Below are 14,270 nucleotides of genomic sequence, written 5' to 3'. Positions count from 1 at the left end.
ACCTCTCATCCCGGCTTCGCCCGGGGTGAGAGCAAAGTTCCCTTCCGGTCACCCAGTGCCACAGACAGGAAACGCGCCCTCCCTACCGTCGGGACTCAGCCACTCCCCCGCACCACCCGAGCCCCGGTACACCGTGGAGGCGTCATGACAGCCCCTAGCACAGCCCCCGCACCCCCGAGCAGGGGCGGCCGCTGGATCCAGCAGTGGGATCCGGAGGACGAGACCTTCTGGAAGGAGACCGGAGAGAAGGTCGCCAAGCGCAACCTCTTCTTCTCCGTCCTCTCCGAGCACATCGGGTTCTCGATCTGGACCATGTGGTCCGTGCTGGTGCTCTTCATGGGCCCGGAGTACGGGCTCACCCCGGCCGACAAGTTCCTGCTGACGTCGGTGGTGACGCTGGTCGGAGCCGTGGTCCGCGTCCCCTACACCTTCGCCGTCGCGATCTTCGGCGGACGGAACTGGACGATCGTCTCGGCCGGCCTGCTCCTGGTGCCCACCATCGCCGCGTTCACGGTGATGGAACCGGGAACCTCCTTCAACACCTTCCTGCTGGTCGGCCTGCTGGCCGGTATCGGCGGCGGCAACTTCGCCTCCTCGATGACCAACATCAACGCCTTCTTCCCGCTGCGGAAGAAGGGGTGGGCCCTCGGGCTGAACGCCGGCGGCGGCAACATCGGCGTGCCGGTCATCCAGCTGGTCGCGCTCGCCATCATCGGTGCCGGCGGCGGTCCGCGGGTGCTGCTGGGGATCTACATCCCGTTCATCGTCGTCGCCGCCGTCCTCGCCGCGCTCTTCATGGACAACATCGCGTCCGTGAAGAACGACACCGGAGCCGCGAAGGACGCCGCGAAGGACGCGCACACCTGGATCATGTCCTTCCTCTACATCGGCACCTTCGGCTCGTTCATCGGCTACAGCTTCGCCTTCGGCCAGGTGCTGACCAACCAGTTCGGCCGGACCCCGCTGGAGGCGGCGTACGTCACGTTCATCGGCCCGCTGCTCGGCTCCCTCATCCGGCCCCTGGGCGGCTGGCTCGCCGACAAGCACGGCGGCGCGAAGATCACGCTCTACAACTACGTCGGCATGGGCGCGGCGACCGCGATCCTGATCGCCGCCAGCATGGAGAAGTCGCTGGCCCTGTTCACCGTCGCGTTCGTGGTGCTGTTCGTCCTCACCGGCCTCGGCAACGGCTCGACGTTCAAGATGATCCCCGGCATCTTCCAGGCGAAGGCGCTGGCCAAGGGGCTGGAGGGGGAAGCGGCCGCCGCCTACGGACGTCGCCTCTCCGGTGCCTCCATGGGACTGATCGGCGCGGTGGGCGCGCTCGGCGGCGTCGGCATCAACCTCGCCTTCCGCCAGTCCTTCCTCTCCTACGGATCGGGCACCGGAGCGTTCGTCGCCTTCCTCGCCTTCTACGGCGCCTGCTTCGTGGTCACCTGGGCCGTATACCTTCGCCGCTCGGCCGGCCGCACCGCGGCCACATCGACCGCCTCGGAGGCGAAGCCGCAGCTCAACTACGCGGAAGTGTGACGTAACACCGCCGACATCAACCCGAACCGAGCCTGTCACGCACCATTGACAGGCTCGCTCGGCATGCGGGTGCCAGCACCTCATACCTGGGTGCGGCCGCCTCACGCAGGTGCAACGACTCGAGTGTGGGACGAGAGTTATGTACGACGAACAGCAGCGACCGAACCACGGTCCCCTCGCGGGATTCACCGTCGGAGTGACCGCCGCGCGCCGGGCCGACGAGCTGGGCGCACTGCTCCAGCGGCGCGGAGCCTCCGTCCTGCACGCCCCGGCTCTGCGCATCGTGCAGCTGGCCGACGACAGCGAACTGCTGGCGGCGACCAAGGAGGTCATCGAGCAGGCGCCGGACGTGGTGGTCGCCACGACCGCCATCGGATTCCGGGGCTGGATCGAGGCCGCCGACGGCTGGGGCCTCGGCGAGGACCTGCTGGCCCGGCTGCGCGGGGTGGAACTGCTCGCGCGCGGCCCCAAAGTCAAGGGCGCGGTGCGGGCCGCGGGGCTGACCGAGGAGTGGTCGCCGTCCTCCGAGTCCATGGCCGAGGTGCTCGACCGGCTGCTGGAGGAGGGCGTCGAGAACCGCCGTATCGCCATCCAGCTGCACGGCGAGCCGCTGCCCGGGTTCGTGGAGGCGCTGCGGGCCGGGGGAGCGGAGGTGCTCGGGATCCCGGTGTACCGGTGGATGCCGCCGGAGGACATCGGGCCGGTGGACCGGCTGCTGGACGCGACCGTCTCGCGCGGCGTGGACGCGCTCACCTTCACCAGCGCCCCGGCCGCCGCGTCGCTGCTGTCCCGCGCCGAGGACCGCGGCCTGCTGCCCGAACTCCTCGCCGCGCTCCACCACGACGTGTTGCCGGCGTGTGTCGGCCCCGTCACCGCGCTGCCGCTCCAGGCCCGGGGCGTGGACACCGTCTCGCCCGAGCGCTTCCGCCTCGGCCCCCTGGTCCAGCTGCTGTGCCAGGAGCTCCCCGGCCGGGCGCGTACCCTGCCGATCGCCGGCCACCGGGTGGAGATCCGGGGACACGCGGTGCTGGTGGACGGCGAGCTGAAACCGGTCCCCCCGGCCGGGATGTCGCTCATGCGGGCGCTGTCACGGCGTCCGGGATGGGTGGTGGCCCGCTCGGAGCTGCTGCGGGCGCTGCCGGGCGCCGGACGCGACGAGCACGCCGTGGAGACGGCCATGGCACGCCTGCGGACGGCTCTGGGGGCGCCGAAGCTGATCCAGACGGTGGTCAAGCGCGGGTACCGGCTGGCCCTGGATCCGGCGGCCGACGCCAAGTACTCGGACGGGTGAGCGGGCGCCCGGGGCACCGCTGACGTCCTCACCGCCGGTTGGAGGGGTTCCGGCGGGGGGATCGGGAAGGCACTGTGAGAGGGGAACGTTTCCTCACCGGGTGACCCCTAGGCGGTGGCAGGCGCATGGCACTGGGTACGGCCACGGACGCGTACGCGCTGCGGTTCGACGCCGGACGGATCTGTCTGGATCTCCTCGCGACCACCCACCCCGTCGAACGCCTGCACTCGGTCGCGGTGCTGCGCGCCTGGATCGCCGCGTCGGGACTGGTCCCGGCGGGCACCGGGCTGACCCACGCCGACGCCTCCTGGCTCACCGGATTTTGCGAACTGAGGGGCCGAGTAGGGCAGTTGGTGCCCGGCGGACTCGCCCCCGAGGGGCGGCCGTACGACCTCGCGCTCGCCCGCGTCAACGAACTCGCCCGCGCCGCCCCGCCCGCCCCGGTCGCCGTACCCGGCGAAGACGGCACGCTGGTGCGGGAGTTGGCCGGTCCGCCCGCGTGCGCGGCGCTGCTCGGCGCCGTCGCGCGGGACGTCGTGGAGCTGCTCACCGACCCGGTCGCGCGCGCGGGGCTGCGCCAGTGCGAAGGGGACAACTGCCCCATCGTCTACCTCGACACCTCCCGCGGGCGCAGGAGGCGCTGGTGCTCCAGCGAGGTCTGCGGAAACCGCGAAAGAGTGGCCCGGCACCGCCGTCGGACGGCGCCCACCCGCGCCTGAGTGGCCGTTATGCCCCTTCTGTGGAGCGGCTGTCGACGTGACTTCGCTTACACATCGTTTACCTTCTCAACCTCGCGGGCAATCGGCTTGATCTTGTCGGTGTGGCGGAAATGTAAAGACGGCGGGGTGGGAATGTGCGCCCATGTCCAACCTCGTCACGTCATCCACAAGAAAACTGTCACCCCACTTTGAACACCCAACTCTCCGCGTCCGTACCCGTGGTCGAGCGACCGACTGGGGGAACCCCCGGACATCGGAGGTGGGCGTGCGCAAGGATTCCGTCGTGGCCAATGAACGTGGATCGAGGGCCCGACATCGCATGTCCCAGCCCTCGGAACCTGATGAGGAGCTGATGCGTGCGCTGTACAGAGAGCATGCCGGGCCCCTCCTGGCGTATGTCCTCCGTCTGGTCGCCGGCGACCGGCAGAGAGCCGAGGACGTGGTGCAGGAGACACTCATCCGTGCCTGGAAGAACGCCGGTCAGCTCAATCGAGCGACCGGATCGGTACGCCCCTGGCTGGTGACGGTCGCCCGGCGCATCGTCATCGACGGCCACCGCAGCCGGCAGGCCCGGCCGCAGGAGGTCGATCCGTCGCCGCTGGAGGTCATCCCCGCGGAGGACGAGATCGACAAGGCGCTGTGGCTGATGACGTTGTCCGACGCGCTCGACGACCTGACCCCGGCTCACCGGGAGGTGCTCGTCGAGACGTATTTCAAGGGTCGTACCGTCAACGAGGCGGCCGAGACCCTGGGCATACCCAGCGGGACCGTCCGCTCCCGGGTGTTCTACGCCCTGCGGTCGATGAAGCTGGCGCTGGAGGAGCGGGGGGTGACGGCGTGATGAGTGTTTACGGGGGATCACAGGGATTCGGTACGGGTGGTTCGGGTATGTCTGGCCCCATGATGGGATCTCCGGGTCCGAACGAGCACGAGACCGTCGGCGCCTACGCCCTCGGCATCCTCGACGATGCCGAAGCAACCGCTTTCGAGGTCCATCTCGCCGGCTGCGAGTGGTGCGCCCAGCAGCTCGACGAGCTCGCCGGGATGGAACCGATGCTGGCCGCCCTCGCGGACCTGCCGGGCTCCGGCACACCCGCCATCGGCGAGTCGCTGTCCGCCAAGCCCAGCCCGCGCCTGGTGAACAAGCTGGTCGACGAGGTCGCCGAGCGCCGCGCCCAGAAGCGCCGCCGCGGCTTCTACATGGTGGCGGCCGCGGCCGCGCTGATCGTCGCCGGCCCGTTCGCCGCCGTGGCGACGAGCGGCGGTGACTCGGAAGGCGGCGGCAACCAGGTCCTCGCGGCCAACCCCGCCAAGGACCTCTTCGGCACCGTCAAGGACAAGGTCTCGGCGACCGACCCCACGACGAACGTCAGTGCGACCGTCGCCCTGCAGGAGAAGCTCTGGGGCACCGAGCCGGTTCTCGAGCTCAAGGGGGTCAAGGGCCCGCTCAAGTGCTCGCTGATCTTCGTCGGGAAGAACGGCGAACGGGAGACGGCCACCACCTGGTCCGTCCCGCCCGCGGGCTACGGCCTCCCGGGCGCCACCACCGAACAGGCCCGGAACCCGCTCTACATCACCGGCGGCGTGTCCATGACCCCCGACGAGACCGACCACATCGAGGTCGTCGACATCACCGACGGAAAGAAGCTCGTCGACATCGACGTCTGAACCACTGAGCGCCCGCACATAGCTTCCCGGGCCCACCTTCGCGTACGGTTGACGGCTGCCCAGCACGTCAGAAGGGGGCCCGGTGGCCGCTCAGGCTCAGCAGGAAACCGCGGTTCACGACTCCGCGCAGGATGTCCTCCAGGACTCCGCGCGGGAGCGAGAGATCAGCGTCGAACAAGAACACCTGAACCGTGTGTACCAGCGCCTTGAGGAGAAGATCCACGAGGCCGAATTCCTCATGAACGACGCGGCCCAGCGCGGTCAGGTCGGCACGCCCGGCGCGCTCGCCGAACGGGACGCCCAGGTCTTCCGGGCGGGGGTGCACCTCAACCGCCTCAACAACGAGTTCGAGGACTTCCTCTTCGGCCGGATCGACCTGCTGCCCGGGAAGGACGGCAGGAAGGGGCCCGACGGCGCCTACACCGCCGTGGAACCCGCCGAGGGCGCCGTGCGGGACGACAACACCGCCGACATCGCCGAGACCCTGCACATCGGCCGCATCGGTGTCCTCGACCAGGACTACAGCCCGCTGGTCATCGACTGGCGGGCGCCCGCCGCCGCCCCGTTCTACCGCTCCACCCCGGTCGACCCGGGGCGGGTGGTGCGCCGTCGCGTCATCCGCTCCAAGGGCCGCAGGGTGCTCGGCGTCGAGGACGACCTGATGCGTCCCGAGCTGAAGGCGTTCCTCGGCGGCGACGAACTGCCCGTGATCGGCGACGGCGCCCTGATGGCCGCCCTCGGCCAGGCACGCACCCACACCATGCGGGACATCGTCGCCTCCATCCAGGCCGAGCAGGACCTGGTGATCCGCGCCCCCGCCGCCTCGGTGACGTACGTCGAGGGCGGCCCGGGCACCGGCAAGACGGCCGTCGCCCTGCACCGGGCGGCCTACCTGCTCTACCAGGACCGGCGCCGGTACGCGGGCGGCATCCTGATCGTCTCGCCCACCCCGCTGCTCGTGGCGTACACCGAGGGCGTGCTGCCCTCCCTCGGCGAGGAGGGCCAGGTCGCCATCCGGGCGATCGGCTCGCTCGTCGACGGCGTCGAGGCCACCCAGTACGACTCCCCGGCGGTGGCCCGCGCCAAAGGCTCGTACCGCATGCTGAAGGTGTTGCGGAAGGCCGCCCGCGGAGCCCTGGAGCCGCACGACGCGCCGACCCGGCTCCGGGTCGTGGCCTTCGGACGGCGGCTGGAGCTGGAGGCGGCGGAGCTCGACCGCGTCCGGCAGAACGCCCTCGGCGGGACCGCGCCGGTCAACCTGCTGCGCCCCCGGGCCCGCAAGCTGCTCCTGGACGCCCTGTGGGCGCGGTCCGGCGCGGCCGGCCGGCACACCGACCCCGAGCTGGCCGCCGAGCTGCGCTCCTCCTTCGACGAGGACGTCAGCTCCGAGGACAGCTTCATCGAGTTCCTCGGCGCCTGGTGGCCGGAGCTGACCCCGAAGGCCGTCCTCGCGGCCATGGCCGACGAGCGGCGCCTCGGCCGCTGGGCCCGCCGCATCCTCAACCCCGGCGAGGTCCGCAAGGTCGCCCGCTCCCTGCGCCGGGACGGCCACTCGGTGCACGACATCGCCATGCTCGACGAGCTCCAGGCGATCGTCGGCGCCCCGGCCCGCCCGCGCCGCAGACGTGAGCTGGACCCGCTCGACCAGCTCACCGGCCTGGAGGAGCTGATGCCGGTCCGGGAGGAGACCCAGCGCGAGCGGGCCGAGCGGCTCGCCCAGGAGCGCACCGAGTACGCGCACGTCATCGTCGACGAGGCCCAGGACGTCACGCCGATGCAGTGGCGCATGCTCGGCCGCCGGGGCCGGCACGCCACCTGGACGGTCGTCGGCGACCCGGCCCAGTCCTCCTGGTCCGACCCCGACGAGGCGGCCCAGGCCCGCGACGAGGCCCTCGGCAGCCGCCCGCGCCGCCGCTTCCAGCTGACCGTGAACTACCGCAACCCGGCCGAGATCGCCGAGCTGGCCGCCAAGGTGCTGGCGCTGGCCATGCCGGGCGCCGAATCGCCCTCGGCGGTGCGCTCCACCGGCGTCCAGCCGCGCTTCGCCGTCGTACGGGACTCCCTGGCGCAGACCGTCCGGGCCGAGGCCGCCCGGCTGCTCGGCCTCGTCGACGGCACGGTCGGCGTGGTCGTCGCCATGAACCGCCGCGAGGAGGCCCGGCGCTGGCTGGCCGGGCTCGGCGACCGCGTGGTGGCCCTCGGCAGCCTGGAGGCCAAGGGCCTGGAGTACGACGCGACGGTGGTCGTCTCCCCGGCGGAGATCGCCGACGAGTCACCGGCCGGGCTGCGGGTGCTCTACGTCGCCCTCACCCGGGCGACCCAGCAGCTCACGGTGGTGTCGGGGGAGCGGGACGCGCCCGACGCGGCCGGGATGCCGGACCTGCTGCGGGACTGATTGGTGTGAACTCGGCGGACGGGAATGGCCTTCGGGCTTCGGTTTGTTAGCCTGGATGTGGCACCGGCCCGATCCAAGCCCCCGGGCCCAACCTTCGTCGCTACGAGCGACCACTTGCCGCGAGGCGAGCATGGCGGGTCGGTGCCACTTGAACGTCCGAGAGACCCACGTCACCCAGTGACGTGGGTCTCTTTCATGTGGCCGTCCGGCGAACACAACGTTCGCAACCCCACCCGGCTACCGCCTACTCAGCGGTAGGTGCGACGATCGGACAGCATCCAGCGGCACAGGTGAAAGCAGAGGAAGTCGGCCATGGCAACGGCGCCCAGCGTCTCCTACTCGATGACGGTCCGGCTGGAGGTGCCCGCGAGCGGAACCGCGGTCTCCCAGCTCACCGGGGCCGTCGAGTCCCACGGAGGCTCGGTGACCGGCCTCGACGTGACCGCGTCCGGCCACGAGAAGCTCCGGATCGACGTCACCATCGCGGCGACCTCCACCGCGCACGCCGACGAGATCGTCGAGCAGCTGCGTGACATCGAGGGCGTCACGCTGGGCAAGGTCTCGGACCGTACGTTCCTCATGCACCTCGGCGGCAAGATCGAGATGCAGTCCAAGCACCCGATCCGCAACCGTGACGACCTCTCGATGATCTACACGCCGGGTGTCGCCCGCGTCTGCATGGCGATCGCCGAGAACCCCGAGGACGCCCGCCGCCTCACCATCAAGCGCAACTCCGTTGCGGTCGTGACGGACGGCTCGGCCGTGCTGGGCCTCGGCAACATCGGCCCCATGGCCGCGCTGCCGGTCATGGAGGGCAAGGCGGCCCTCTTCAAGCGGTTCGCCGGGATCGACGCCTGGCCGCTGTGCCTGGACACCCAGGACACCGACGCGATCGTCGAGATCGTCAAGGCCATCGCGCCCGGCTTCGCCGGCATCAACCTGGAGGACATCTCCGCGCCGCGCTGCTTCGAGATCGAGGCACGGCTGCGTGAGGCGCTCGACATCCCGGTCTTCCACGACGACCAGCACGGCACGGCGATCGTGGTGCTGGCCGCCCTGACGAACGCGCTGCGGGTCGCGGGCAAGGCGATCGAGAACATCCGGGTCGTGATGTCCGGCGCCGGCGCGGCCGGTACGGCCATCCTCAAGCTGCTGATCGCGGCCGGCCTGAAGAACGCCGTCGTCGCCGACATCCACGGCGTGGTCCACGCCGGCCGCGAGGACCTGGTGGACGCGGCCCCGGGCTCGGCGCTGCGCTGGATCGCCGACAACACCAACCCCGAGGGCCTCACCGGCACGCTGAAGGCGGCGGTGCGCGGCGCGGACGTCTTCATCGGCGTCTCCGCCCCGAACGTCCTCGACGGCGACGACGTGGCCGCCATGGCCGACGACGCCATCGTGTTCGCGCTCGCGAACCCGGATCCCGAGGTGGACCCGGCGATCGCCCGCCAGACGGCGGCCGTTGTGGCCACCGGCCGCTCCGACTTCCCGAACCAGATCAACAACGTGCTGGTCTTCCCGGGTGTCTTCCGAGGTCTGCTGGACGCGCAGTCCCGCACGGTCAACACCGACATGATGATCGCGGCGGCGAAGGCGCTGGCGGACGTGGTGAGCGAGGACGAGCTGAACGCGAACTACATCATCCCGAGCGTCTTCAACGACAAGGTCGCGGGCGCGGTGGCCGGGGCGGTGCGGGAGGCCGCGAAGGCCGCGGGCGCGGCGGCTCCCCCGGCCTCGTAGGCCCCGCCGGGCGGTCACCGGCTGTGACGATCGCCACGGCTTGACTCCGGCGCGTCGTGGAACCCGGGGTCCTTGGCAGACGTTTATCGTGTCGGCCAGGCTCGGACTCTCTTTTCGTGTGACCCCCACGGGTGTTCTCACGACCCCTACGGGCGCCGGATTGGCTTTCGCGCCGCAGGTAGGGGCAGGATGCGTCCCTGGGCGCGAGGGTCTGACGACGGACCCGGCTCCGGGGACTCACCGAGGAACCTGGCAGCATCGGCTTTCGCTGTGCCCAACATGCGGCTCCGCCGCGTGGCACGCCTCAACGGCAAGAAGAACACGGGAGTAACAACATGAACCGCAGTGAGCTGGTGGCCGCGCTGGCCGATCGCGCCGAGGTGACCCGCAAGGACGCCGACGCCGTTCTGGCCGCGTTCGCCGAGACCGTCGGCGAGATCGTCGCCAAGGGCGACGAGAAGGTCACCATCCCCGGCTTCCTGACCTTCGAGCGCACCCACCGTGCCGCTCGCACCGCGCGCAACCCGCAGACCGGCGACCCGATCCAGATCCCGGCCGGCTACAGCGTGAAGGTCTCCGCGGGCTCCAAGCTCAAGGAAGCCGCCAAGGGTAAGTAAGCCTTCGCGTACGCGACGGGACTTGCGTACGGGGCTCAGTAACGCGAATGGGGCGGCCACCCGGTGAGGGCGGCCGCCCCATCGTCGTGCTCAGGAGGCGGGCAGTCGCTGTGTCTGCCCGGGGGATGACCCCCGGACCCCCGGACCCCCGGCCGGGGTCGGTGTCGGCCTGGCCGGGGGTGTGAGGCGTGGGTCAGCCGAGTGCCTTGCCGGGGAGTTCGACCTTCGCGCCGAGCTCGACCAGCTTCTCCATGAAGTTCTCGTAGCCCCGGTTGATGAGGTCGATGCCGTGGACCCGGGACGTGCCCTGGGCCGCCAGCGCCGCGATGAGGTACGAGAAGCCGCCGCGCAGGTCGGGGATGACCAGGTCGGCGCCCTGGAGCTTGGTGGGGCCCGACACGACCGCGGAGTGCAGGAAGTTGCGCTGGCCGAAGCGGCAGTCGGAACTGCCCAGGCACTCGCGGTAGAGCTGGATGTGAGCGCCCATCTGGTTGAGCGCGGACGTGAAGCCCAGCCGGGACTCGTAGACCGTCTCGTGGATGATGGACAGGCCGGTCGCCTGGGTGAGCGCCACCACCAGCGGCTGCTGCCAGTCCGTCTGGAAGCCCGGGTGGACGTCCGTTTCGAGGGCGATGGACTTCAACTGGCCGCCGGGGTGCCAGAAGCGGATGCCCCCGTCGTCGATCCGGAAGGCACCGCCCACCTTGCGGTAGGTGTTGAGGAACGTCATCATCGAGCGCTGCTGGGCGCCCTTGACGTAGATGTTGCCCTCGGTGGCGAGCGCGGCGGACGCCCAGGAGGCGGCCTCCAGACGGTCCGGCAGGGCGCCGTGGTCGTAGCCGCCGAGGCTGTCCACGCCGGTGACGCGGATCGTGCGGTCGGTGTCCATCGCGATGATGGCGCCCATCTTCTGCAGGACGCAGATGAGGTCCTCGATCTCCGGCTCCACGGCCGCGTTCGAGAGCTCGGTGACGCCTTCGGCGAGGACGGCCGTCAGCAGGACCTGCTCGGTCGCGCCGACGGACGGGTACGGCAGCCGGATCTTCGTGCCGCGCAGCCGCTGCGGAGCCTCCAGGTACTGCCCGTCGACCCGCTTCTCGATCGTCGCGCCGAACTGGCGCAGCACCTCGAAGTGGAAGTCGATGGGCCGGCCGCCGATGTCGCAGCCGCCGAGGCCGGGGATGAAGGCGTGGCCGAGGCGGTGCAGCAGCGGGCCGCAGAACAGGATCGGGATGCGGCTCGAACCCGCGTGCGCGTCGATGTCGGCGACGTTCGCGCTCTCCACGTGGGAGGGGTCCATCACCAGCTCGCCCGGCTCCTCTCCCGGACGGACCGTCACCCCGTGCAGTTGCAGCAGGCCGCGTACGACTCGCACGTCACGGATGTCCGGCACGTTGCGCAGTCGACTCGGCTCGCTGCCCAGCAGGGCGGCGACCATGGCCTTGGGTACGAGGTTCTTCGCACCGCGGACACGGATCTCGCCTTCCAGCGGGGTTCCGCCGTGGACAAGCAGTACATCGTCATTGCCGTTGACGGTCATGTATCTCGCGTTCCGATGAGTGGGGCAGGGGCCAGAAGGGAAAGGGTAATCGCCGCCCACCCCCCTTCCGTAAGCCCGAGGACCGCCCGGGACCGTCATAGCTGTGTCACAACACGAACCGTTCCCCGCCGGGCACGTGGGGTCACCGGCGTCGGGTGTGCGCGGGGGGCGCACCGGTGCGCCCTGAGCTGCGTTCACTCCCGTCCAGGCATTGGCTCCCCACGCGCGGGGAAGATGCGAGATCATGTCAGGCATGACCGAGGTGTCCTCGCTCACAGGGCGGTTGCTCGTGGCAACGCCCGCCCTGGCGGACCCGAACTTCGACCGTGCGGTGGTGCTCCTTCTCGACCACGACGAGGAGGGCTCCCTCGGTGTCGTCCTCAACCGCCCCACCCCGGTGGACGTCGGCGACATCCTGGAGGGCTGGGCGGACCTCGCCGGGGAACCCGGTGTCGTCTTCCAGGGCGGCCCGGTCTCCCTGGACTCGGCGCTCGGCGTCGCCGTCATCCCGGGCGGCGGATCCGCCGACCGGGCCCCGCTGGGCTGGCGCCGGGTGCACGGCGCGATCGGGCTGGTCGACCTGGAGGCCCCGCCGGAACTGCTCGCCTCGGCCCTGGGCAGCCTGCGCATCTTCGCCGGTTACGCCGGCTGGGGCCCCGGCCAGCTGGAGGACGAGCTGGTCGAGGGAGCCTGGTACGTCGTCGAGTCGGAACCCGGGGACGTCTCCTCCCCGTCCCCCGAGAGGCTGTGGCGCGAGGTCCTGCGCCGTCAGCGCAGCGAGCTCGCGATGGTGGCCACGTATCCGGACGACCCTTCGCTCAACTGATGGGTGTGAGCTTCAGTACCCTTGGCTGTTATGAGCACTCTTGAGCCTGAGCCCCAGCCACAGCGAGGTACTGGGACGGGGACCCTCGTAGAGCCGGCGCCGCAGGTGTCCCACGGCGACGGTGACCACGAGCGCTTCGCCCATTACGTCCAGAAGGACAAGATCATGGCGAGCGCCCTCGACGGCACCCCCGTCGTGGCGCTGTGCGGCAAGGTCTGGGTACCGGGCCGCGACCCGAAGAAGTACCCGGTGTGCCCCATGTGCAAGGAGATCTACGAGTCCATGGGCTCCAGCGGCGACGACAAGGGCAAGGGCGGCGACAAGTAGCCCTGCCCGTCTGAGATTCCCCAAGGCCCCCGGGGCCGCGCTGTGGCGTGCCCCGGGGGCCTTCGCGCGTCTCTCGGGCTCTCGTGGGTCACGAAGTGGTGGAGACCTCTTGTGGGCAGGTTGCTGTACTCCCTAGCCTCCCTGGTGTTGTGCAGAGCGAAACCGTCATTGCATATAATGCAACGCACGCTCGGAGGACCGCTCCATGAAGCTCGCCCCCCGAATGGCCCCCCGGCTGGCCGTCCTGCTCGCGGCCGTCGTCGTCACCGCCTGTGCCCCCCAGACGTCCGGCAACGCCTCCTCCGGCAAGGACGAGCAGACCGGCACCCTGCGGGTCTGGCTCTTCCAGGAGGTCGACAACGCGCCCAAGGAGAAGGTCGTGGACTCCGTCCTCGCCGACTTCGAGAAGGCGCACGACGACACCGAGGTCACCGTCGAGTACATCCCCGTCGAGACCCGCGCCCAGCGCATGAAGGCCGCCTTCAACGACCCCGGGAGCGCCCCCGACGTCGTCGAGTACGGCAACACCGACACGGCCGGTTACGTGAAGGACGGCGGACTCGCCGACGTCACCGAGGAGTTCACGTCCTGGAGCGAGGCGAAGGACACCGACCCGACCGCGAGACAGTCGGTGACGGTGAACGGGAAGATCTACGGGGCGCCGTACTTCGTCGGCGTCCGCGCCCTCTACTACCGCACCGACCTCTTCGAAGAACTGGACCTCGACGTCCCGGAGAACATGGCGGAGCTGGCGACCACGGCCCGCGCGATCCGGGCCGCCGAGCCCGGCCTGTACGGCCTCGTGGTCGGCGGCGCCTTCACCTACGGCGCGATGCCGTTCATCTGGGCCAACGGCGGCGAGATCGCCACCGGCGAGGACGGCTCGTACGCCTCCGCCATCGACAGTGCCGCCGCGCAGAAGGGCATCAAGGCGTACACGTCCCTCTTCGGCGACGACAACTGTCCCGCCGCCAAGTGCGCGGGCATGGGCGGCAACGACACGATCACCGCGTTCGCGGCCGGGCAGGCGGGCATGGCGATCGGCGGTGACTTCAACCACGCGGCCGTGGAGGCGGGGAAGGTGAAGGGCGCGTACGCGGTGGTGCCGCTGCCGGGAGTGGAGTCCGGCTCGATCGCCCCCGCGTTCGCCGGCGGCAACAACCTCGGCGTCCTGAAGAGCACCTCGCACCGCACGCTCGCCGTCGACCTGATGAAGCGCCTGGCGTCGAAGAAGACGCAGGAGGACCTGTTCGGGGCGATGGGCTTCCTGCCCACCTTCACGGACGTACGGCAGCAGGCCGCCGCGCGGCAGCCGTACGTGAAGCCCTTCGTGGAGACGCTCGCGGCGGGCACGAAGTTCGTGCCGGCCTCGCCCGCCTGGTCGCAGATCGACTCCTCGCTGGTGCTGCCGACGATGTTCCAGGAGGTCATCACCGGCAAGAAGAACGTGGCGACGGCCTCGAGGGACGCGGCGGCCACGATGGACGACGCGTTCGGTTCCGTCGGGTGACGCCGATGAACGCAAGATCAGCGAGGATGCCGGGATCGACGAACCGGCCAGTGAGTCGGTGCTGATCCAGGCCAAGGACGGTGACCTCAAGGCCACCGACGCCGAGT

General features: G+C 70.4%; 12 protein-coding genes. 11 read left to right on the top strand and 1 reads right to left on the bottom strand.

The genetic code is table 11. The features are described from left to right. Positions 1-144 precede the first annotated feature (144 nt). The 8 genes from ACWD0J_RS28140 to ACWD0J_RS28105 all read left to right on the top strand — a co-directional run bounded on the left by ACWD0J_RS28140 (position 145) and on the right by ACWD0J_RS28105 (position 9,960). Positions 145-1,530 (top strand): nitrate/nitrite transporter, encoded by a 1,386-nt coding sequence (locus tag ACWD0J_RS28140; RefSeq protein WP_451498641.1) that lies wholly within the window; start codon positions 145-147, stop codon positions 1,528-1,530. A 139-nt stretch (positions 1,531-1,669) separates the two neighbouring features. Further along, the gene (locus ACWD0J_RS28135) at positions 1,670-2,821 is read left to right on the top strand and encodes a uroporphyrinogen-III synthase (RefSeq protein ID WP_451498640.1); all 1,152 of its coding nucleotides are present in this window, start codon (positions 1,670-1,672) and stop codon (positions 2,819-2,821) included. A 125-nt stretch (positions 2,822-2,946) separates the two neighbouring features. Further along, a complete protein-coding gene (locus ACWD0J_RS28130) occupies positions 2,947-3,540 on the top strand; it encodes a CGNR zinc finger domain-containing protein (protein WP_451498639.1) in 594 nt (197 codons plus the stop codon). Positions 3,541-3,859: 319 nt separating this feature from the next. Beyond that, positions 3,860-4,381, top strand: a complete 522-nt coding sequence (locus tag ACWD0J_RS28125) for a sigma-70 family RNA polymerase sigma factor (RefSeq protein ID WP_010039908.1) — start codon at positions 3,860-3,862, stop codon at positions 4,379-4,381. Continuing rightward, positions 4,381-5,208, top strand: coding sequence for an anti-sigma factor family protein (locus tag ACWD0J_RS28120; RefSeq protein WP_451498638.1), 828 nt, complete (start codon positions 4,381-4,383; stop codon positions 5,206-5,208). The genes ACWD0J_RS28125 and ACWD0J_RS28120 overlap by 1 nt, the downstream gene beginning before the upstream one ends. A gap of 82 nt (positions 5,209-5,290) precedes the next feature. Next, positions 5,291-7,603, top strand: coding sequence for a HelD family protein (locus ACWD0J_RS28115; RefSeq protein WP_451498637.1), 2,313 nt, complete (start codon positions 5,291-5,293; stop codon positions 7,601-7,603). A 312-nt stretch (positions 7,604-7,915) separates the two neighbouring features. After that, positions 7,916-9,343 carry a malic enzyme-like NAD(P)-binding protein gene (locus ACWD0J_RS28110; protein ID WP_451498636.1) on the top strand — a complete coding sequence of 476 codons (1,428 nt, stop codon included), beginning with the start codon at positions 7,916-7,918 and terminating at the stop codon, positions 9,341-9,343. Positions 9,344-9,678: 335 nt separating this feature from the next. Continuing rightward, positions 9,679-9,960, top strand: a complete 282-nt coding sequence (locus tag ACWD0J_RS28105) for an HU family DNA-binding protein (RefSeq protein ID WP_007382399.1) — start codon at positions 9,679-9,681, stop codon at positions 9,958-9,960. Positions 9,961-10,153: 193 nt separating this feature from the next. On the opposite strand, the gene murA is transcribed toward ACWD0J_RS28105, so the two are convergent. After that, positions 10,154-11,500, bottom strand: coding sequence for a UDP-N-acetylglucosamine 1-carboxyvinyltransferase (gene murA, locus ACWD0J_RS28100; RefSeq protein WP_286062699.1), 1,347 nt, complete (start codon positions 11,498-11,500; stop codon positions 10,154-10,156). Between the two features lie 253 nt (positions 11,501-11,753). Here murA and ACWD0J_RS28095 point away from each other — a divergent pair, with 253 nt between their 5' ends. The 3 genes from ACWD0J_RS28095 to ACWD0J_RS28085 all read left to right on the top strand — a co-directional run bounded on the left by ACWD0J_RS28095 (position 11,754) and on the right by ACWD0J_RS28085 (position 14,163). Continuing rightward, positions 11,754-12,326 carry a YqgE/AlgH family protein gene (locus ACWD0J_RS28095; RefSeq protein WP_451498635.1) on the top strand — a complete coding sequence of 191 codons (573 nt, stop codon included), beginning with the start codon at positions 11,754-11,756 and terminating at the stop codon, positions 12,324-12,326. A gap of 30 nt (positions 12,327-12,356) precedes the next feature. Continuing rightward, a complete protein-coding gene (locus tag ACWD0J_RS28090; RefSeq protein WP_451498634.1) occupies positions 12,357-12,653 on the top strand; it encodes a DUF3039 domain-containing protein in 297 nt (98 codons plus the stop codon). 205 nt (positions 12,654-12,858) lie between these two features. Next, positions 12,859-14,163 carry an extracellular solute-binding protein gene (locus tag ACWD0J_RS28085; RefSeq protein WP_451498633.1) on the top strand — a complete coding sequence of 435 codons (1,305 nt, stop codon included), beginning with the start codon at positions 12,859-12,861 and terminating at the stop codon, positions 14,161-14,163. Positions 14,164-14,270: the final 107 nt, after the last annotated feature.

The sequence above is a fragment of the Streptomyces sp. NPDC003011 genome (assembly GCF_053591515.1).
This window is presented reverse-complemented; position numbering and strand designations above follow the sequence as displayed.

What these genes read in the sequence shown, in the direction of transcription:
- ACWD0J_RS28140 (WP_451498641.1), top strand. Translation starts at nt 145, where the DNA reads ATGACAGCCCCTAGCACAGCCCCCGCACCCCCGAGCAGGGGCGGCCGC.
- ACWD0J_RS28135 (WP_451498640.1), top strand. Translation starts at nt 1,670, where the DNA reads ATGTACGACGAACAGCAGCGACCGAACCACGGTCCCCTCGCGGGATTC.
- ACWD0J_RS28130 (WP_451498639.1), top strand. Translation starts at nt 2,947, where the DNA reads ATGGCACTGGGTACGGCCACGGACGCGTACGCGCTGCGGTTCGACGCC.
- ACWD0J_RS28125 (WP_010039908.1), top strand. Translation starts at nt 3,860, where the DNA reads ATGTCCCAGCCCTCGGAACCTGATGAGGAGCTGATGCGTGCGCTGTAC.
- ACWD0J_RS28120 (WP_451498638.1), top strand. Translation starts at nt 4,381, where the DNA reads ATGAGTGTTTACGGGGGATCACAGGGATTCGGTACGGGTGGTTCGGGT.
- ACWD0J_RS28110 (WP_451498636.1), top strand. Translation starts at nt 7,916, where the DNA reads ATGGCAACGGCGCCCAGCGTCTCCTACTCGATGACGGTCCGGCTGGAG.
- ACWD0J_RS28105 (WP_007382399.1), top strand. Translation starts at nt 9,679, where the DNA reads ATGAACCGCAGTGAGCTGGTGGCCGCGCTGGCCGATCGCGCCGAGGTG.
- murA (WP_286062699.1), bottom strand. Translation starts at nt 11,500, where the DNA reads ATGACCGTCAACGGCAATGACGATGTACTGCTTGTCCACGGCGGAACC.
- ACWD0J_RS28095 (WP_451498635.1), top strand. Translation starts at nt 11,754, where the DNA reads ATGACCGAGGTGTCCTCGCTCACAGGGCGGTTGCTCGTGGCAACGCCC.
- ACWD0J_RS28090 (WP_451498634.1), top strand. Translation starts at nt 12,357, where the DNA reads ATGAGCACTCTTGAGCCTGAGCCCCAGCCACAGCGAGGTACTGGGACG.
- ACWD0J_RS28085 (WP_451498633.1), top strand. Translation starts at nt 12,859, where the DNA reads ATGAAGCTCGCCCCCCGAATGGCCCCCCGGCTGGCCGTCCTGCTCGCG.